The 21,642-nt window shown below is 41.2% G+C and carries 15 protein-coding genes; 10 read left to right on the top strand and 5 right to left on the bottom strand.

Features of this window, described 5'->3' with window-relative positions:
• The first annotated feature begins 118 nt into the window (after positions 1-118).
• Positions 119-1,222: a phosphoribosylaminoimidazolesuccinocarboxamide synthase gene (locus ACGEDC_RS10990; RefSeq protein ID WP_119967787.1), complete on the top strand. Its 1,104-nt coding sequence runs from the start codon at positions 119-121 to the stop codon at positions 1,220-1,222.
• Positions 1,223-1,280: 58 nt separating this feature from the next.
• Here ACGEDC_RS10990 and ACGEDC_RS10985 read toward each other — a convergent pair whose 3' ends face one another.
• The gene (locus tag ACGEDC_RS10985; RefSeq protein WP_394493196.1) at positions 1,281-2,435 is read right to left on the bottom strand and encodes a DUF1624 domain-containing protein; all 1,155 of its coding nucleotides are present in this window, start codon (positions 2,433-2,435) and stop codon (positions 1,281-1,283) included.
• Positions 2,436-2,737: 302 nt separating this feature from the next.
• Here ACGEDC_RS10985 and ACGEDC_RS10980 point away from each other — a divergent pair, with 302 nt between their 5' ends.
• Both ACGEDC_RS10980 and ACGEDC_RS10975 read left to right on the top strand, forming a co-directional pair.
• Positions 2,738-4,870 (top strand): TonB-dependent siderophore receptor, encoded by a 2,133-nt coding sequence (locus tag ACGEDC_RS10980; protein WP_055022886.1) that lies wholly within the window; start codon positions 2,738-2,740, stop codon positions 4,868-4,870.
• A 62-nt stretch (positions 4,871-4,932) separates the two neighbouring features.
• Complete coding sequence (locus tag ACGEDC_RS10975) at positions 4,933-6,051, top strand: PepSY-associated TM helix domain-containing protein (RefSeq protein ID WP_394493193.1); 1,119 nt, start codon at positions 4,933-4,935, stop codon at positions 6,049-6,051.
• Between the two features lie 69 nt (positions 6,052-6,120).
• Here the strand turns inward: ACGEDC_RS10975 and ACGEDC_RS10970 are convergent, their stop codons facing one another.
• The gene (locus ACGEDC_RS10970) at positions 6,121-8,301 is read right to left on the bottom strand and encodes an ExeM/NucH family extracellular endonuclease (RefSeq protein WP_394493191.1); all 2,181 of its coding nucleotides are present in this window, start codon (positions 8,299-8,301) and stop codon (positions 6,121-6,123) included.
• 164 nt (positions 8,302-8,465) lie between these two features.
• A complete protein-coding gene (locus ACGEDC_RS10965; RefSeq protein ID WP_394493188.1) occupies positions 8,466-10,028 on the bottom strand; it encodes a S10 family peptidase in 1,563 nt (520 codons plus the stop codon).
• 196 nt (positions 10,029-10,224) lie between these two features.
• On the opposite strand from ACGEDC_RS10965, the gene ACGEDC_RS10960 reads away from it, so the two are divergent.
• Entirely contained in the window at positions 10,225-11,208 is a 984-nt protein-coding gene (locus ACGEDC_RS10960; protein WP_282166459.1) for a phosphotransferase, read from the top strand.
• 188 nt (positions 11,209-11,396) lie between these two features.
• The gene (locus ACGEDC_RS10955; protein ID WP_055022890.1) at positions 11,397-12,836 is read left to right on the top strand and encodes a methyl-accepting chemotaxis protein; all 1,440 of its coding nucleotides are present in this window, start codon (positions 11,397-11,399) and stop codon (positions 12,834-12,836) included.
• 144 nt (positions 12,837-12,980) lie between these two features.
• On the opposite strand, the gene ACGEDC_RS10950 is transcribed toward ACGEDC_RS10955, so the two are convergent.
• Positions 12,981-14,348, bottom strand: a complete 1,368-nt coding sequence (locus ACGEDC_RS10950; protein WP_055022891.1) for a hypothetical protein — start codon at positions 14,346-14,348, stop codon at positions 12,981-12,983.
• Positions 14,349-14,537: 189 nt separating this feature from the next.
• On the bottom strand, positions 14,538-15,881 hold the full coding sequence (pmbA, locus tag ACGEDC_RS10945) for a metalloprotease PmbA (protein WP_394493185.1): 1,344 nt from the start codon (positions 15,879-15,881) through the stop codon (positions 14,538-14,540).
• 247 nt (positions 15,882-16,128) lie between these two features.
• On the opposite strand from pmbA, the gene yjgA reads away from it, so the two are divergent.
• The 5 genes from yjgA (at position 16,129) to ACGEDC_RS10920 (ending at position 21,540) form a co-directional block, all read left to right on the top strand.
• Positions 16,129-16,668 (top strand): ribosome biogenesis factor YjgA, encoded by a 540-nt coding sequence (gene yjgA, locus ACGEDC_RS10940; RefSeq protein ID WP_055022893.1) that lies wholly within the window; start codon positions 16,129-16,131, stop codon positions 16,666-16,668.
• A gap of 495 nt (positions 16,669-17,163) precedes the next feature.
• Positions 17,164-19,209: an Ig-like domain-containing protein gene (locus tag ACGEDC_RS10935; RefSeq protein WP_394493182.1), complete on the top strand. Its 2,046-nt coding sequence runs from the start codon at positions 17,164-17,166 to the stop codon at positions 19,207-19,209.
• A 234-nt stretch (positions 19,210-19,443) separates the two neighbouring features.
• On the top strand, positions 19,444-19,845 hold the full coding sequence (locus ACGEDC_RS10930) for a hypothetical protein (RefSeq protein WP_055022895.1): 402 nt from the start codon (positions 19,444-19,446) through the stop codon (positions 19,843-19,845).
• Positions 19,846-20,041: 196 nt separating this feature from the next.
• Positions 20,042-20,917: a LysR substrate-binding domain-containing protein gene (locus ACGEDC_RS10925; protein ID WP_394498313.1), complete on the top strand. Its 876-nt coding sequence runs from the start codon at positions 20,042-20,044 to the stop codon at positions 20,915-20,917.
• Between the two features lie 128 nt (positions 20,918-21,045).
• Complete coding sequence (locus tag ACGEDC_RS10920; RefSeq protein ID WP_080914748.1) at positions 21,046-21,540, top strand: hypothetical protein; 495 nt, start codon at positions 21,046-21,048, stop codon at positions 21,538-21,540.
• Positions 21,541-21,642: the final 102 nt, after the last annotated feature.

Here is a 21,642-nt window from a genome sequence, read left to right as displayed (position 1 = left end):
CCCTGTTATAAGCATGGAAATCTGGCTTAATAAAGGTAAAATAGCCGCCATTAAAATACCGACATATCCTGTTATTAAAGGATAGCTCCCTACACTTAACCTCTAAGGAATACTGGTCATGAGTCTTGCTGATTCAGTTCTCGCAATTAACAATGATTTGCCTATTCGTACCGACAAACCGGTACACAGTGGTAAGGTCCGCAGTGTTTATTGGCTAACCGATACTGATAGTCGCCGCCTTATTAAAGACAAAGGCTACGATGTTCCAGCGGATACACCGTTAGCCATCATGGTGATCAGTGATCGCATTTCAGCATTTGATTGTATTTTCCATGGCGAAGGCAACCTGCAAGGTATTCCTGGCAAAGGCGCAGCACTGAATGCGATTTCTAACCACTGGTTTACCTTGTTTGCAGAGCATGGCTTAGCAGACAGCCATATCCTAGACATCCCACATCCATTTGTTTGGATAGTACAAAAAGCACGACCAATTAAAGTTGAAGCAATTTGTCGCCAATACATTACTGGCTCGATGTGGCGTGCATATGCAAAAGGTGAGCGTGAATTTTGCGGCATCACCTTACCTGAAGGCTTAGAGAAAGATCAAAAACTGCCTGAGCTGTTAATCACTCCTTCTACCAAAGGGATTTTAACAGGTATTCCTGGCGTTCCAGAGCAAGACGATGTCAACATCAGTCGTGCAGACATTGAAGCCAATGTGGAAGCATTTGGGTTTGAAAAGGCATCCGATATCGATTTATACGAAAAACTGCTTAAAGAGGGCTTTAACGTAATTTCAGATGCCTTAGCTAGCCACGACCAGATGTTTGTCGATACCAAGTTTGAATTTGGTTACGTAGATGACAAAGAAGGTAATTCGAAACTGATTTACATGGATGAAGTGGGTACGCCTGATTCATCACGTATTTGGGATGGTCCTGCTTACCGTGACGGTAAGATTGTAGAAAACTCAAAAGAAGGTTTCCGTCAGTTCTTACTCAATCACTTTGATGATGCTGACATTTTATTAAATAAAGACAGAATGCCTGAACGTGAAGCATTAGCACGTGACAACGATCTACCACTTGAAGCGATGATGAATGTATCGCGTACCTATACCGGTGTTGCTGAAAAAGTCACAGGTAGCAGCATTAAGCTTCCTGAAAACCCTAAAGCCGATATCATTAAGGTCTTACGTGAAAATTACGACTTAATCGACTAAAAATGAATTTAGCAGAGTAAAAAGGCGCCTAATGGCGCCTTTTTACTGGCTGTGACCTTTAGAAGTACTTAATCCAAGCCTGTTTACTTTGATGCTTATATTGACTAAACCACTTGGTGGGAAAATACAGTAATACCGCTAAAATAACTGTCGTAATCCATACCCAACTAATGTCTGTAAATCCATATAAATCACCATAGTTTGGCCCAATTACATTTACTGCAAATCGGTACATAACAAGTAATAAATACAAATGAACAATATAGAAAAACATCGGCGCTGAGCCAAAGGTAGACAAGACTTTACCGTAACGCGGATTTACTTTTTCAAGTGCACGTAAACAGAATAAAGTGCCGCCAATAGTCACTAGCAAGAAAGCTAAAGAAGGTGGGTATTTAGTTAAATTAAACACCGACTTCAGCGTCATCAGTATACTGTCACCTTGCTGCCAATCTAAGGTTTCACCATAAATATTAAAACCACGCAAAATAGCGAAAATAACAAAACAGCTTAGACCAAGTTGAATAAGGATTTTGTGACGCTGTTTATCTTCAAATGAAGCACTGTATATTGGCGCCATAACATAGCCTAACAGTATCACGCCTATCCAAGGCAACACGGGATAACTAGCTCTAATTCCAATAAAGTCATTAGGTAAAATATTACCGCGATCATGCAATATCGCCCATAACGTGTAACCCCACTCACCTGGTGAGAACTGTATAGGCGTTAACATGTTGTGGCCAAATACGATGACTAGGCCAATCACACCAAGCCAAACTCGAGGTAAGCCAATCAGTAATGCGAGTGCTAGCATACTAATACCAATCGCCCACATAACCTGTAGCCAAATCATCTCGTAATTACCCATCCACTGAAAAGTAATCACGGTGCATTCTAAGGCAATAATAAACAGACCACGCTTAATTAAAAAAGACCTTGCTGAGCGCTCTGGCCCAAACTGAGGATGACTATATAACCAAGCTGACACACCAGTTAAGAAGACAAAAGTCGGTGCACAAAAATGTGCAGCAAATCGACTGATAAATAACCCTGTACTGGTACTGTCTAAGGTCATTGGGTCAGTCACTTGTTCATGAAAGAAAAATCGCTCCCTGACATGATCTAACAACATGATTAACATCACGATACCACGCATGATATCAATACTATCAATACGTTTTTTTAGTACTGATTGACTTACAGTATTCATTTATTAGGTTCTCTTTGGGAACTTAGAATAATCATTATTAGCCACAAATGTGCTTCTATCACTATAACAATCATCTGCAAACGGGTTTGTTCTTTATCGAAAATAGTCCTTAAAGCCATCTCAAATAACAGTGAAAAATTTTCAAAAAATTTACAATTTAGCTCATTTGTAAATGATAATGATTTTCATTCATTTTTTGTTAACTTTTCTTTATCATTTGGTGCAAATACTCCATTTGCAATAACAATTGCCCATTCTAGTGAAAAGCACTGTGCTTTCACAGCAGTTAAGATGATGAAAATATGAAACTAAGTCCTATTTACTTATCCATGTTATGCGCTTTAAGTGCATTACAAAGCGTATCAGCAGAAGAAATTAATGAAACTGATAATCAGAATCAGCCGAGCAATCTAGAAGTGATTGAAGTTAAAGGCCGATATATTGAAGGTTATAACGCTCACTCAGCAAGTGGAGCTTCTCGATTAGACTTAGCAATTGTTGACATTCCTCAATCCGTTTCTGTTATCACAAGCGCGCAGCTACAGGATTTTCAGCTAAATGATATTAACTCTGCATTAGATAGCGCTACCGGTATTAATGTTGAGCGTATCGAAACTGATCGAACTTACTACACGGCACGTGGTTTTGATGTCACCAACTTTCAAATTGATGGCGTCGGTTTACCACTAACCAATGGTAATAACCACGCAGATGAAGATACTGCGATTTATGACCGTATTGAAGTTATCCGTGGTGCAAATGGCCTAATGACTGGTGTCGGTAATCCATCTGCCACCATTAACTTTATTCGTAAACGCCCTACGGCACAAAGTAACCTTAACTTGCGAGCAAGTTACGGAAGCTGGGATAACAAACGCATAGAAGCCGATGGCACTTACGTAATTAATGATACTTTTGCAGCAAGAGCTGTTGCCGTCAAGCAAACCAAAGATTCATATTTAGACAGATATGAAACTGACAAGACGATTATGTATGCCTTTCTCGAAGCCAACTTGGGTGACAATACATCATTATCTATTAGCCACAGTTATATAAATAATGATGCTAAAGGCAATAACTGGGGCGCTTTGCCACTTTTCTATACTGATGGCAGCCCAACCAATTATGATCGTTCAACCAATACTTCAGCTGACTGGTCAAATTGGCAAGTTGTCAAAAACAATACTGTCGCAGAGCTAAGCCATTACTTTAATAATGACTGGCATTTACGTGCAACCTACTCACACCGCACCACCGATGAAGATACTGAGCTCTTCTATGTATATGGCACACCTGATAAAGAAACGGAGCTCGGATTAACTGGTTATGGCAGTGAGTATGATCTTGATGATGAACATGATTTAGTCGACGTATATTTAAATGGTGACTTTGAACTGTTTGGAAGAGACCATCAGCTGGTCGTGGGTGTGAACTATGCGAAAGTAAGTTATATCGACACATCCTTATATGATTACACCACTGGTAATGGTTTCCCAGCAATGCCAGATCTCAACACCTGGGATGGTAATACTCCTAAACCAACTTTTGCTGACGGCCTGAGTGGCAGTGATGTTGAAGCGACCCAAAAAGCGGCTTACTTCACCGGTAGATTTAATTTATTCGAAGGTTTCCACTTGATTGCTGGCGGTCGCTTTAATGACTGGCAGGTTGATGGAGAAGCTTATGGTAATGATCAAACTGTAGAAGATGCTGAATTCATTCCTTATGTTGGCGCAGTTTATAATATCATTCCTGAACTTTCAGCCTATGCGAGTTATACCGAAACATTCACCTCTCAAACAGAAAAAGATATCAATAACAACATCTTGAAACCTGTTACGGGCGAAAGCAGCGAAATAGGGCTAAAAAGTGAGTTATTTGATGGCAGGTTGATCACCACTGTGGCTTACTTCAATGTCATTCAAACCAACTTAGCGACGCTAGACCCAGATACCGCTGAGCTTCCACCGACTGAACAGCGTTATTACGGTGCAGATGGTATCGAGAGTAAAGGCTTTGAACTTGATGTCGCTGGCGAAGTTTACCCAGGATTAAATGTGAGTCTTGGCTACACTGACTTTGATATCAGTACTAGCGACGAAACGAATCAGGTAGCTAATTACACTCCTGAAAAATTATTCAAGTTAGGCACCACTTATGAAATTCCATTCTTAGAAGGCTTAACAATTGGTGCAAACATGCGCTGGCAGGATGATATTTTCCGCTACCAAGAACCAACGAAAACAGTTGTGACTACGCAAGATGCGTATGCCATTGTTGATCTGATGGCTCGTTATGAATTTAACGAAAATATTGAGCTAAGCGTTAATGCTAAAAACATCACCGACGAGAAATACTTAACGAGCCTATACTGGGCGCAAGGTTTCTATGGTGCTCCAACAAATTATAGCGCGACATTAAGCTGGAAATTATAAGCTGATGTAAGGGCTTCTTGCTGTAAAGCAAGAAGCCTTTTTTGATCCAATTAGAGTCAATTATGAGAAAAACATTATTTAAATGGCACTCCTATGGAGCCTTAATTGCGATGCTGCCGTTATTGATCATTTCAATAACTGGCAGCATTTTGGTTTTTAAGGTCGAAATAGACAGCCTATTGCGCCCATCACACATGGTCGTTGATGCCACAACAACCAGCGAACGAGTTAGCCTAGATACCTTAATGCAAACGACACTAGCTGCAAATCCAGGTTACGAGCTCGGTGGATGGGAATTATTTGACGATAAGCACCGTTCAGATGCAGGTTACTTGATTAAGCATGGCACTGAACAATGGGGAAAGATTTATATCAATCAATATAACGGCGAGTTATTGTCAGTCTCCCAGCCAATGGGACACTACATCACTGATTGGTTGCTCGAATTGCATTACACCTTTTTACTCGATGTTAAAGGCGCTTGGGTTGGCTTTACTGCCGCACTGATCATGTTATTTTTAGGGATCAGCGGCATCATTTTATACCGTCGTTTTTGGGCAAAGTTGTTCACCATGCGCTTTAAAGCCGTTAAGCGTGTTTTATTCAGTGATATTCACAAGTTCATCGGCATTTTAAGCTCACCAATTTTAATCATCATGGCTTTTACCGGTGGCTACTGGAACATTGCTGGCATCTTGCATGAAATAAACGAACACGGTGATGGCGGCCATGTTTACATCACTGCTCCACTTCATAGCCCTGAGATTTCTTTCGAGTCATTGCGGCTAAAAAGCCATGCTGAAATACCCAGTTACCAAGCTGGCTACTTGGCTATGCCCCATGAGCCCGAACGAGATATTACTTTTTATGGCGCAGTACAAAGCAGTAACCCTTTACATAGTGAGTACGCAAGCACTGTCAGTTTTGACAAAACCACAGGCAAACTCCTTAATAAACAAGATATTCGAGAAGCGGGTTTATTAATGGTGTTTTTAGACAGTTTTAGAAAACTGCACTTTGGTTACTTTGGCGGACTCATTACTCGTATTATTTGGTGTATTGTAGGGTTAATGCCAGTACTACTAGGCTTCACAGGCTTATATTTATATTGGAATCGGCGTCAGCAAAAATCCGCATCCAAACGAGCCAGAGTGGCCATAGGCTCTCAGCCATTGGCTTGAAGTGACAACAACCAATAAAAAAGGAGCCAAAGGCTCCTTTTTACTAACCTACCATACCCAATCTCGCCATTAGTGATGAGTTAACTCATTTTGAAGCGAAAACGTACGGCCAAGGCATAAGGTCAATAAAAGTAATAAACCCAAGTAACCTAAACTGCCACCAGCATCTTGTTTAATTTCACCGACTTTTACTTTTGATACTGCCGCTTGAGGGTATGCCAGCGCTATGAGCACTGGATCATGATCTGATGAAGAGTAAACATTGTCAGACTTGGCTAGCTCTCCGGTATATTTACTGCTGTATTCGAACAAGTTAGATTCAACCGCATTGATATGCCAATCTTCAATGGCTACCATACGTGCTGCTAAGCTGGCATTACCTAAGGCGTGGTCTAAATTGCCTAGTTCACCTCGATAACTGTATGAGTACGTCGCTGCGCCATGGGCTTGCGTATTTAAATTAATAAACCCATAGCCTTTATCAATTACCTGGCCTGCTGCTTCATACTCAACGCCATTTAAACGGGTATGTGATGCCGTTTTAATGACTCGTTCACTTAGCGCTGCATCATAATCAGTTAGCACTGCTAATGGATCTTCTTTACCATAGGCATTTAAATCACCAATAACCAATACATCCCCTTCTATGTCTTTAACCGACTCGCCTATGACCTTAGCAGCAGAGACTCGAAACGCATTACACTTGCCTTGTAAATCTACTGGCTCTGATTCTTCATTGAAGCTTAACCAATCTTCGACACAGCCTGAGCCTTTAGATTTAAAGTGATTCACTACGATTGTCAGTTTTTGCTCATCAATCATAAAAGCTTGCATTAAGCTATGGCGCTGGTATTTATGATATGCAGGGTTCGTTTCTTTTACATCGCCATTTCTACGTGTAATCACCCCTTCTTCTAGATGCTGTTCAGGCGTTGGTATCACCTTTGCTTTTCCATCTAAAGTCACCACAGAAGGTCGATATAATATACCGACAGCAATAGCATCTGAGCCGACAAAACCGCCATTGTCAGTGACTTCAACAAATTGATAAGCAAGTTCAGCAGGCAGCTTTGCATTAAGCGCTGTGACTAAGTTTTGAATGGCACTTAATTCACCAAAGCCATTATTCTCAACTTCCATTAAACCAATAATATCTGCATTCATTGCCGCCATTGCATTAACGATTTTTGTCCGTTGCAATCGCATTTCTGACTCAACTTTTGCCCCTCGGTTATGGCCTAATGGGTTAGCATCTCCGCCAAATTCGCTATTAAAGAAATTCAGCACATTAAAACTGGCGACCCGAATATCACCTTGGTTTGCAATCGTAGGTGCCGCCGTTCTGTCTTGATTACGAATAAAGTCGCTAGCATTGATGCTATTGGTTGGCATCAAACGGTATTGATCGTAGCTATAGCCAATGACTCCTTCAATGTTGGTCAAGGTATCTCCGATACGAATATAACCGTTATCGGCATTAAAATTTAAAAAATACGGCACCTCGCCATGCGCAGCTTTATAGTCAGATTCAACCACAAGTTGATTGCTGAGATTGGCACTGTGTAATGCGATTGCGTCAGTGGATAAAGGTGAATAAACCTGGGTGGCTTTCATTAATGGTGCTTGATGTGACAACACCATATTATTACGGTATGAATCATAATCGAGGCTAAATGAACGTGTGACTTTCATATCACTCGCTGTTGTTAACACAACTTTCATGCCTTCAAATCGCTCAAGAGCTTGAGCCAAACTTTGACCTTCTTGAACCAATAAAGGCGTAGCAGCAAGCTCACCAACATGGTTACCGAGTGTAAATTTTTGCTGTTGTTCTATATTGATTTGGGTAAAGCCTGAATACTCTTGTACTTTACCTGTGACACAGACTTCCATCCCTGGGACGATTTCTGCGGGTGCAGACGCTCCCCAATGCACAAAAATACCGTCTGATGCTAAAGGTGAACCTGCAGCGAGAGGATCTTGAATAAAGAAACCTTTGTATAATCTATCAGCTCGAGCTGTTACCACGCCTCGAGTGGTTAATTCATTAACCGATTCATTTGTGCCTTCCACCACAAAAGGGCTACTGCTTCCTGTGCCTTGGATCTTAGAAATCGGGGTAATCGAGGCAGCTTCACATAGCACATCACTCGCCGTTGATGCTGCTTCATTGACCGTTTTAGCTTGTAACCACATCGGCATGGACAACATAATCCCTAGCGATACTGCCGATAACATCCTTAATCTCATTGACCACTCCAACTTATTATCTTTCTGCTTTGTAATACAAAATAACTAAATAACTCAATCAACAACTAGGTTGATTTCCTAATCAAAATAGGAGCCGAAGCTCCCATTTTATGTGTCATCCAGTCAAGCTTAAATCGCCGCTTGCGCAACTGAAACATGATTTATTAATATTTTGCCGCCATATCTGGTTTAGGCATGGTGTTCTCAATAAATTCACGTAAGTCTTGGTTTGACTGTTTTAGATCTTCAGAACGTAAGTACATCATATGACCACTTCGATAACCTTTAAAACTTAAACGGTCTTTCATCTTGCTACTTGGATCAAGTTGCCACATGGTGTATTTGGCATCAAAGTAGTTGGTCGCACCGTCATAGTAACCAGCTTGTACCATGACATTTAAATACGGGTTTTGTGCCATTGCTTGACGGAGGTTTTCACCGGTTTTATTGTTAGTGCGATCCCACGGATGCACATCACCTAACATGTAATACTTAATATCGGTTTTATAGTTTAACTCTTCACGAATGTACGCATTAATTGCTGGTGTAAAAGAGTGTAACCATGACGTTAACTCAGCATTGTAATCAGGACTATCGCCAACATCTTGCTTATCAATCCCTAAGTAACGAGAATCTAAACGCCCCACAGTTTGACCACGCTCACGTAATAATTCTTTCCAGAAAAAGCGAGTTGAAACATCTAGATTAGACTTCAATACAGCATCGACACTTAAGCCTGAAAAGTAAGCTACTTTCTCAGCAATTTTTTGCTTATGATCAGGCGCAATAAAACCACCCATTGCCAACGCAGGTATGTATTCATTAATGGTAAATGCCTCAACCTCAGGTAAAAACTCGGTTAAATCTGTATTTTGTAAATCGGCAGATAACGCCTTGTGATACCAAGCGGCGGCGGCAAAATAAGGAAGGCGGTTAGCGGCTTTTACAGGGCCTTTACGTTCAATACCAATATCGGTTGGTGAAACCAGCACGACGCCATTTAAATACATCCATTGACGATCTTGTAACTCCAATGCCAAACCAGATACACGTGTAGTACCGTAACTTTCACCGATTAAGTATTTAGGTGAACGCCAGCGCTCATTGCGACTCACAAAGGTATTTAGCCATTCTGCTAAATACTTAATATCAGCATTAACCCCAAAGAACATTTCCTGTTGTTCATCTTTTGATGGCATCTCGCCATCTTTATTAGGTAACACCCGTGAATAACCCGTATTAACAGGGTTTACATACACGATATCGGCAACATCTAAAATAGAATATGGGTTGGTTTTAACCCCATAAGGCTGCAAAGGATAGCCTTCGTCATCAACGTTAATGGCACGAGGACCTGTGTAACCTATGTCCATCCACACAGACGCTGAACCTGGACCACCATTAAATGAGATCAATAAAGGACGTTTGGCGTTATTTCTAACGTTATCTCGCTGATAATAGGTATAACTTAAGGTTGCGACCGCATCACCATTTTCGTTCCACACAGGTTGAGTACCAACCGTTGCAGTATAAGAAAAGCTATTACCATTCACTTTCGTTTTATGTTCAGTGACTACCGTTTCATCAATGGCAATTTGACGACTATGCATACTGACATTTGTCTGCTTATGAGCTGACGCTTCATTACTTTGGTCAGCAATAACGTCGCTTACTGTCATCATTGATACAACGCTGACCATCACAGCCGCGAGGGGAATTAGCTTCATACCTGTTCTCTTTTTGTTATCTATATTAGGGTATTGATGTGATCTTATTAAATTACCAAATCATAAGAAGTGCAATCACAGTAATATGACCTCAGCCCGCGACTGCTCTTAAACCCAAATAAGCAACTGAATTTAAAGTATAAAAAAGATCAACAATAATCGTAAGCAAACGTACATTCACATTTAAGGTCGCTTAATGACACAGGTAACATCTCAATCTTGGTTACAACCTGATTGGCCCAAGCAAGCACAGCAGTGGGTAAATCGATCATTAAGGGAGCTGGATTACCAAGTGATTGGTTCGTTAGCGCTGATAAAAGGCTGGAGTCTCGGGTACGTTTATAAACAAAAGACAAACAAAGGTGATGTATTTTTTAAAGCCACTGCTTCACTACCTTTGTTTTCTAATGAATCGCAGTTATGTGCAACATTGTATGACCTTTTTCCAAATGCTATAGCAACCACGCTGGCTTATGAACCTAGGCAACAATGGTTACTAACCGCTGATTTTGGCACTGCTTTTGTTGATACTGTGCCATTGTCAGATTGGGCGCTCCCCTTTAATGCCTTTGCAAAATTGCAGCAGCGCTCTATCCAGCATCTCGATAAATTAATCGATTCTGGCTGCATACAACGTGATATTCGTAACTTACCCGATCAATTAACAGCAATGTTTGCTGATGACAACATAACCGCTCGCCTACCTAAGGACATGCCACAATCTGCTGCGCAAATCAGCGAGGTCATGACTAAATTGACACAACAGATTAATGCATTGCTGCAACTTGGCCTCCCTAACACCTTAGTGCATAGTGATTTACACATCGAAAATATTGCACCCAATACTGCATTAGCAACTGAACAAGCAAGCGAGCCGTTTATCTATTTTGATTGGAGTGATGCATGTATTAGCCACCCATTTATCGATGGCACCTATGTCTTTCGTATGGAAAAAACACCTGCAAAGCAGCAAATTGTTCAAGCCTATTTATCCCAATGGCAAAGTTATGCTGATATGGAGGCGCTTCATGAAGCTTGGCACTTAGCCGAAGGGATCTGTTATGCCCATCAAGCAGTATCTTATGGCGCGATGAACCACATTCTCGATCACGATATGGATTTGTTACATGCCTTTGAAAATGCCTTTAGGCGTTTCATGGTTAATTTATTGAATAAATAAATGAAAACACATCTTTACTTAGCACTGTTTTAAGCTGTGTATAATCAGACTGCGCCAGCGTTTGTTGAGTCAATGTTCCCTATGTAGCATAACCGATAAAAAAGCGCTTTTTTTGTGAAAAAACCATATCAAATCGACGCCACCTGCTCTAGAATCCAATTAATTTCTTCTATTCAAGTGCTGATTTTATGAAACAAGTTGAATTTCGTAATATTGATAAACTGTTTATCAAAATGTCTATTAACGACAAGTTCTGGGCAATTTTCGGGTTATTCTTAGTAATATTGAGCTTTGTCTCAATTAATACCTACCTAGACCGTATCGATCAGATAGAACAACAATCAATGGCAATGTTAACTGAAAAGGTCAACACCACAGTTAATACGCTTATCGCCACTGATCAAATCGAACAAGCTGCAACCACTGGCTTATCGGTATCGACTTATCATCAGCAAAGCGAACGTAATGGCAACAACATTACCGCAGTAATGCAATCAAATGGACAATACTTCTCGCTTAACCAGTCTGTTTATCAACTAGAGGCAGATGCCAAACAAGCGGCACTTTATAGCTTATTGCTCACGTATTTATGGGTACTGCCTTTTGCATTAGTGATTTATTGGAATGCGACCTTTATTGGCGGCGCACTTTTCGTGCTGTGGGATACCACTAAAAAAATTGGCAATGGTGATTTAACGTCTCGCTTGGGCTTCCACCCAGGTCGTGATGAGTTCGGCACCATAGGTTGCGCATTAGATAAAGCGATGGACACATTAACCGAACTGGTTGTGACGGTTAAGCAAAGCGCAGATACCTTGCACCATACCTCGTCTTCATTTGCCGATGAAACACAGCAAAGCGCCGAGCAAATAGATCAACAATATGTCTCTTTAGACTCTGTTGCGACTGCGATGGAAGAAATGACGGCATCGTCGTTAGAGGTATCAAACATTGCTAAAAACGCCACTCAGCAAGTTGAGCAAGATTCTGAATACACTAAGCAAAGCTACAATCGTGTAAAAAGAGCAATCGAAGAGATTGAGCAATTATCAACATACATTGAAAAAACCTCAGACTCCGTAGGCAGCTTGAAAGAAAACGCGACCAAAATTAATGAAGTGATTACTACCATTAATGCTATTTCAGAACAAACGAACCTATTGGCATTAAATGCCGCTATTGAAGCAGCTCGAGCGGGTGAAATGGGACGAGGCTTTGCCGTCGTTGCAGACGAAGTCCGTACCTTAGCCAGTCGTACACAATCAGCAACGGTTGAAATCCAGAGCATGATTGAGCAATTGCAATCTGAAACCCTTAACATTGATAGCATTACCCAAGATACAGTTAAGCAAGCGCAAAGTAGCAGTGATTTAATTGCCAACATTGGGACAGACGTGAACTCAATTGCCGAGTCTTCTCGTTCGATTATGGACATGAGTTTCCATATTTCAACCTCTTCAGAAGAACAAAGCGCGGTGGCAAACGATATTGCTAAAGAGCTGACGGAAATTCGTGTTAAATCTAATACCATCAGAGATCTTGCTAATCAGTCATCAAGTGGTGTTGCTGATTTATCTGAAGCATCAGCCAACTTAGGCCGAATTTTAAGTAACTATCAAACAGCCTAAATAGGTTTGATAACGACGTATGCTTTAAAGCTCAAACATCGACAGGCCAAAGCCTTATAACAAAAATGCCGATAGCATCAACTATCGGCATTTTTTATGAAACTGCTTCCATTCGCAGTAATGTTATTGGCACTCTACGAAAGATTACAATTGGTGTAATGTATAGCCAAACTGACTTTGGCTATCTTGGGTAAGTACAAAGCTGTAATTCGTGTCACCATCAAAACTGATTAAATCAGACTGGTATAGCAAGGTCTGTGTGCCGTTATCAGATTCATATACAACATTTATTTCATAGTCATCTTGCGGCATAACCAAGCTATCTTGCTCTTCAAAATCGAGGTTTTCAATGGTGTATTGTGCTGACTCAATGGTTTCAGTGCTGCTGACAAAGTACACAATCACATCATCGTAATCTTGAGATAGGTTAGCGACATCAACATTATATTCATAAGCTCTTGGGCGAAGGTCATGCTCTATCACCATGCCTTTGACAGTATCATCTCGATACAACAATAAAGTGCGGATGTCGTCTTGGTTAAACGTCACAAGCACATTGTCTAAAATGACTTCGCTAGTCTCCGCATTGGTTACCGTCACACCATAATCATTAAACCCTGTTTGCGAATACTCACTGGTAGTAAATGGCGTAATGTCTTTCAAATAGTGGGACTCTAACTTACTTACGACATCAATATCTAACGTGGTATCTTCTAAACCATTGAACACTCTAAAGTCGGCCGTTGAATCAATATTGGTGTAAGTCACAGGGGTTGATGTTGAATCAACACTGTCCAAAGTGATTTTTAAATCGCCAGAGCCAAAACTATTTCTTAGAACAAACTTATAAACCGTTTCACTGGTTAAGCTCATGCTATCAGTGGTATAAACCACGTTATCTGTGCCCTGCTCTGTCAGGTAAATGATGTACTCATCGGTATTTAGCATCAGCTCTGAAGTATAACCTCCGTAGTTGATACTGCCTATCATAGTGGCATCTTGATAACTGTCACTATCAAGCGAGATATAGGCGTCATAAGCGTTATCTTCACTGGTTACATTGGCAACCAATACCTGCATTTTACTGTCGTCACTATCCTCGTCATCATTGATATCATCCATATCACTGCGATCATATTCGATATCTAATAACTCAGGTGAAACATAATCACCGTAAAGCACATATAAGTGATTTGCCTCATTACTCAAACTGATCGTCTGACTATAAATACTGACAGTATCCTCATATTCATCCAGACCATAGATTTCCATATCAACACTACCCGTGTCATATCCGTAACGTGGCATTGCATCACCAAATTCAACGTCTGTGTATTGGTAGTCATCTAAAACTAATGATGTCGCTGTGCTATCCGCTGAGGCATTATAAAATTGTACGTACGCAACAGAATCCGAATCATCATCACTGCTGCCATCAATCGAATCACATGCTGCTAATGAAACACTTCCCAAGCAAACCATCATCAAACTACATACATTTTTGTTAAACATACTCACTCCATTAACTGTTTAATTACATTCTCAGGAGATAGGACAGAGCACGGATGTAATTGACCGTAAAGAAGTGTAAAGATGATAAAGCCTGCGTAAATGGCTATTTATTCGGGGAACTCAACTATTTTAAAGATATAAAAAAGCACCGCCTAAGCAGTGCTTTAATGGGTTAAGTCAACAATTGGCTTAACTACCAGCGATTTTCATATCACTTAATAAAATACCGCCAGTACGAATAGAAGAGCGTAAATCTTGATCTTTCGCGACAGCTTGAATTCCCATAAACATATCTTTTAAATTACCTGCAATGGTAATTTCTTCAACTGGGAATTGAATCTCGCCGTTTTCAACATAAAATCCAGCAGCACCACGTGAATAATCACCTGTGACCATATTCACGCCTTGCCCCATTACTTCCGTCACAATTAACCCTGTGCCCATTTGCTTAATGAGCTCATCAAAGGTTTGGCCTGTATGACTTAATGTCCAGTTATAAATGCCACCAGCGTGACCCGTATTAGTTAGGCCAAGTTTACGTGCAGAATAGCTAGTTAAGAGGTACGTTTCTAATTGACCACGATCAATGATCTGACGCTGTTGTGTCGCCACCCCTTCACTATCATAGTTAGCACTAGCAAGTGCACCAATCAAATGCGGGTTTTCTTCAATACTAAACCATTCAGGGAATAGTTGGGTATGGATAGAGTCTTGTAAAAAGCTTGATTTACGATACAAGCTACTCCCACTAATAGCCCCCACTAAATGCCCTATGAGTCCTGTCGCAATTTCTGGAGAAAACAATACAGGCAAGTTTGCCGTAGGGATCTTACGTGCATTTAAGCGATTTAATGTCTTATTTGCAGCCAATAAACCAACCGACTCAGGTGTCATTAACTCATTATATTTACGGGCAATGGTGTAATCGTAATCACGTTGCATATTGCCATCGGCTTCTTCACCAATAACGACACAACTTAAACTATAGCGAGAGCTACAATAGCCGTTTAAAAAGCCATGACTATTCCCGTAAACCTTTGCTGCAGTATGAGCGTTAGCGGTTGCACCGTCAGAATGTTTCACTTGTTCATCAACTGACAAACTGGCTTCTTCGGCACGTATAGCAAGCTGTGCTAACTCATCAGGTGAAATGTCTTGTGGATGGTATAAGTCTAAATCACGAATGGTTTCTGCCATAAGCGCTTTATCAGCAAGACCGCTACATGGATCAGATGAAGTGTACTTTGCGATATCATCAGCGGCCTTAACGGCGACAGCAATTGCTTCAGGACTTAAATCTGAAGTGGATGAACTGCCTTTACAGCCATCACGATAAACCGTAATACCTAGTGCGCCATCTTTATTAAATTCAACCGTTTCAACTTCCTTTTCACGGGTTGAAACCGATAAGCCTTGCTGCTTACTTATCGCCACTTCTGCAGCACTGGTGCCTAATTTTTTAGCATGCTCTAATGCAACAGCAACGGCATCTTTTAGCGCCGCTAATTCAGTATCAATTTTATTGGTAGACACACACTTACTCTTCAGTTTCCATTGTTGGCACTAGCATATCAAATTCAAAACTGTATTGATAACCATCAAAACAAGGATTTAAGCGCACAAATTGCCTTAAATAAACTAACCTTTAGTTATCATGTTGAATTATCACTTAATGAACACAAATAGATTTACGCAAAATTGACGACTTAGCCGTTATTCAGTGGCCGCAATGCCCCTTGAAGTGTTATTATTCACGGATATTTATTAGAGGTTATTTACTATGAAAATTGTTGGCGATTCCGACCACTTCCATCAGCCATATGACAATGACGATGATTACGTCAGCAGAACAGAGTTCAAAAAAGAAAGTGAGGAAGCTCAAGCGCTTGGCATGCGTCTTATTGCCCTAAGTAAATCACAGCTAGACAAAGTTGGTTTAGACGAATTTTTATATGATGCTGTACTAAAAACAAAAAGCATCAAACCTAAAACAGAAGCTTACCGTCGTCACCTTCAGTACATCGGTAAACTTATGCGCGGATTCGATCACGAACCGATTATTACAGCACTTGATAACGTATTGAATAAAAACAACAATGAAACTGCTCAAGTACAAATTATTGAGAAGTTACGTGCTCGTTTACTTGAAAACCCAAATGAGGAAGTAGAAGCATTATTAGCTGACAACCCTGCATTTGAACGTCAAAAGTTACGTCAACTGATTCGCCAAGCAAATAAAGAACTCACTAAGAGCCCTGATGCAGAATCAAAATCTCACAAAGAACTATTCAAATACTTACGCGCTGGTTTAGCAGACTAAATATACTCATACAGGGATGTTGCTGATGCTACTAAAAAAATAAAATACGCACTACCTTTATCAATCGCTTCACTTGGTTTTCTCATCGGTTGTAATGGCCCTTCAGATGACAATGCTGATAACGGAGGAGAAGACGGCAGTTATAGCATTAGTGTTAGCTACCAAACGGTAGTAAACGGACAATGTGATGCAGCCACCGACTCACTCACTTTTGATATCAACGAAAGTTTTTGTGCAGTAGCCCATTTAACACTTTCTAATAGTGATGTTAGTGGTGCGATTATCAACTTTTCACCTGACTTTGGTGAAGCAAGTGCAGATAGTAAGCTCACTGACAGCGATGGTTTAGCAAGCGTTTTTATTAGTTCAAGTGGCGATGTCGGTGCTGGCAGCCTTTTAGTCAGCCATACACCAACTGATGCAGATAGCGTTACAGCAACCCGTAATTATCAATTCGAAGACACCAATACAGTCCCGACACCTGACACCATTTCTGTGGTTTCTAGCATTACTCAAGCAGGTCAAACGATAACCAGTTTCAAAATTGATGATGCTGTTATCTTAACGGCCAATGTGCTCGACGGCACTAACCAACCCATCGTCAATCAGCTAGTAACATTCCAAGCAGGTAATGCGAGTTTATCTCCAAACACAGCACTCACATCAGCCGAAGGTGTGGCGACAATAAGCTATACTGCATCGACTGAAGAGCTAGGTGCCTACACCTTAGTAGCCAGTACTGAATTTAATGGTGAAACAGTATCAGGCACCAGTGCATATGAAGTCCTTGCCGGTGATGAAGTGATACCTGATGGTACGCTCAAGTTTGGTTATATTGATGACAGTAATACTTTCCACGAAAATCAGTTAGGCTCAACATTAATTGCAGATACTGACGGCGATTACGTTATTGGTGCGGGCGCAAGCTTTGGCGTGATAGCTGATATTATTGTAGAAGCCGATGACGGCAGCTTTGCTCCTTTACAAACCCCAACCAGCATTTCATTCACCTCTGATTGTGTCGCCAGTACTGATGCCAGTATAGACTCTCCTGTGACCACTTCTGCAGGGCGTGCAAGTTCAACATACCAAGATACAAGCTGCAGCGGCAATAGTGTTCGTAGTGAGCAAATTGTGGCTTCAGCGGTTGTTGGTAGCGAAACTTTTAGTGCAACATTTGATTTTTCCTTAGAACGCCAAACGCTTGGTAGCCTAAGCTTTATATCTGCCGAACCTACGCAAATTCGTATTAAAGGCGCAGGCGGAACTGGCTCAACAGAAACGTCATTAGTGACATTTTTAATAAGTAGTGCCAGCGGTCAGCCTGCTGCCCAGCAATCTGTTGACTTCAGCTTAGATACCATTGTGGGTGGGCTAAGCTTTTCAAATGGTGAGATTACCAGTGAAGCAACCAGCAATAGTGAGGGGTTAGTTACCGTGACTGTTCAGTCTGGCACTATCCCTACCCCTGTGCGTGTGCTTGCCTCTGCAACCGACAGCGATACGGGTGATGTCATCACAACGCAGTCTGAGCAACTAACCGTGAATACCGGTTTACCTCAGCAATTAGGCTTTAGCATTTCTCCTTCGTTATTTAACCCAGAGGCGGGAAACAATAACGGTGAAAAAGTCACCATAACAGTATTTGCATCAGACAGCTTTGGTAACCCAGCACCTGATGACACTACGGTCAACTTCACAACTGAAGGTGGTCAAATCCAGCCTTCATGCTCAACGGTTAATGGGACTTGTTCTGTGATATGGACATCAGCCGATCCACGACCAGCTGATCATCGTGTAACAGTACTCGCTTACGCGTTAGGACATGAAACTTTCTTTGATACTAACGGCAATAACATCTTTGATGATGCTGATGGAACAGCCATAGCTAATGCTTGTTTAGATAGCGCAGGTGCTCCTATCGCTTGTACTGGTAATGGCATGGACAGGGAAACCTATCATCAAAGTGGCTTTAGCGATTTAGGTGATGCCTTTAGAGATGATGATGAAGTCGGTGTTTATGTTTCTGGCAAACCGTTTTTCAATGCTGAAGGCAATACCAGTTACTCTGGCCCTGATGGTAAATTCAATGGACCCCAATGCGAAGGCAGTCTTTGTGGTGAAGGCCAAGCGAACAAAACTTACATTCGTGCAGCCACTGTACTGACCATGTCAGGTTCAGCCGCTAATATTATCGCTACCGACGTGGATAGAAATCCAGTGACTAATTTAGTCTTGGCACCTGAAGCAATGCAGACAGTATTAGTGGAGCTATATGACAGTGCTAGACAGGTCATGCCAGCAGGATCGACATTAACGGTGACAGCCATAAATGGGACGATCAACTTCGAGGGTTATACCGTTCCTAACACGACGTGTTATAGCTTCGCAGCTAATGATGCAAGCCATGCCTGTGATGAAGTTGCCACTAAGTTTACCTACACAGCTGCTGATGAAGTGGGTCAAGACTCTATTACATTAACAGTGACAACCCCAGGTGGTTTGATTACGAAAACGGACCTAAGTGTCACTGTGCAGTGATATCTTATAATAGGGTAATAGTTTAACAGGGCTAATGCCTTGTGCCATAAGCTAGTGTCATCAAGCTTACCCCGTAAATCACCCACTATCTAGAAGCTCGCCTCGGCGAGCTTCTTATTATTGAAATATCATAAAACTAGGATATACTCTTTCGCAATTGGGAAAACAGGGTTCGTTTTCTTACGGTTTAATACTCAAAATTAAATCTAAAAAACCGCTTAAAAGGATATTTAAATGCGTACTACCGCTATTTTAGCCACACTTGCTGGCTGCGCTTTACTCACTGCATGTGCATCAACTCAACCTATCGTTGCTCAAGAGAAAACTGTTGAGTTTGAAGGACAAACTTTGGTCTTCTCAGGTATCTATGATACTGAAAAAAATAAACTTGAACTGTCCGTTAATGGCGATCCGCTAATGAAAGGGCGCTTTCCACCATACACACCAACTCAAAACCTAAAGAGTAAGTATCGAGATTTAAAAATCGAAGGTAAATGCTATTTTGGTTCGGTATTAGGCGATCAAGGTGGTGCATTTGGTGCCGTTGCTGGAATCATTCAATCTTCAAAATCAAGCACAGGCGACAAGTGCGAAATGCTTGTAAACAACAAGCCTGTTGAAAACCTGTATTTCTAAAACATCACCATAAGCTGTAATAACGAACCCAATCTTTACAATGCATTGTAGGCTAGTTCAGCTGCACCATACTGGTGCGCTGAACTAGACTTATAAGCCCTTAACACACTGAATAAAGGCAGTTAAAGCACTCAAGCGACTTGGCTTGGCAATTGCTTATTTCTTGCTTTCATTATACGAGTCCATCATGTTACCACTGCATACGTCCCTTAGAGGACTACGTTGTTTTTGTATTGCAGCCGAATGCCTTAGCTTTAAAGAAACGGCAAATCAACTATTCCTCACGCCTTCAGCAGTGAGCCATCAAATCAAGCAATTAGAGCAAAACCTGCAACAACCTCTTTTTATACGCCAAACGCGGGCAATCAAGCTCACTGATGCGGGTAAGCAGTTTTATCAGCAAGTTGCACCTGTCATGGTAAAACTTTCAGAAACCGTAAACCAATTCGCACAAACAAATACCACTTTAGAGGTGAGCATTTCGATGCCAGAGTTTTTTGCCAGTGAGTTATTTGTCCCTCAACTTATCGGCTGGTCTCAAGAATACCCGCAGATAAATTTAAAATTAGACACAGTAAAAACTAGGGCGGCACAAACTGGACAAACCGACCTATCAATTGTTCTGTCAGGTTCTAAACAACAAGATCAGCATAGTCATGAATTATTTCCGCTAAAGTACATCCCAGCCTGCAACCCTCACCAATTTCAGCAGTTGCATTCTCAAGGACTATCGGTGATATCTAAAGTCCCATTAATTGTTCATCAAGCAAGACCTCATTCATGGGAACAGTGGGCAGAATCAGTTAACTTACCGCATTTTTCGCCAAAACAAGTGATTCAACTGGACAGTATGTTTAGCGTTGCTCGGGCAGCAGAGCAAGGTATTGGCATCGCACTTATCCCAATGCCTATCAGTAAAGCATGGTTTGAAAATGGCAGTTTAGTGGCACTCTTTAATGAAGCCTTAAATAGCCATGATAAATACTACTTACTGCAACACGGGCAAAGTGAAGCAAGAATGGAGGTCCAGCAATTAATAGATTGGACGGTTGCCCGCTTTGGCCAACAATAATCAGGCTAGCGCGGCTAATAAGTGAAAAAATCTCATCTATCACAATGAATTTTCTCGTTTGTCAGCCAAGCAGATATTCCCTAAATTAGCCACGTAGCAACCCGCTACTACCTATAAAGGAATATACAATGAAAACATTACCTACTCTTATCGCAGCAAGCTTATTACTTGCAAGCTCACCCATGGTTATGGCTGATGCCGCTGAAAATAGTCGTTATAAAATGGTGCTTATTGAAGACACTCCAGGCGTAGATGCTATTCAATCAGGCGACTTAATTGAAGGCATTGAGTTAACGAAATCAGCAAAGCACTCAGCCATTGATACCTATACTCGTAACCTCAACTTATGCGTGGGATATACTAAGTTATCTCAATTTGATATTGCTGAAAAAGCGTGTAGTGATGCCGTTAGAATGGCAGTCAATGAAGAAACATTACCGTCGATGAGAATGCGCGCATATGCTTTTAATAACCGAGGCGTAATGAAAGTGCTGGCAAATGATAATATTGGTGCATTAGAAGACTTTAGACAAGCCGCAAAAGCGACTAAAGACCCGATTTATAAGCAAAATCTGACTCGTTTAGAAGCTGCACTTAATAGCCTAGAAACGGGGACCTTATAATTTGGAAGATGACCAACAGCGACAGCAAAGCTTACTCTGTCGACAACCAGTGAATGTGGAACCAATAGGCATTAAGTGGACACTTTAATGCCTATTTTTTTA

It is taken from the genome of Shewanella sp. ENK2, from assembly GCF_043568515.1.
In the GTDB taxonomy this organism is placed as follows: Bacteria; Pseudomonadota; Gammaproteobacteria; order Enterobacterales; family Shewanellaceae; genus Shewanella; species Shewanella japonica.
The sequence above is the reverse complement of the archived record's forward strand: the minus strand, read 5'-3'. Positions and strand labels throughout refer to the sequence as shown.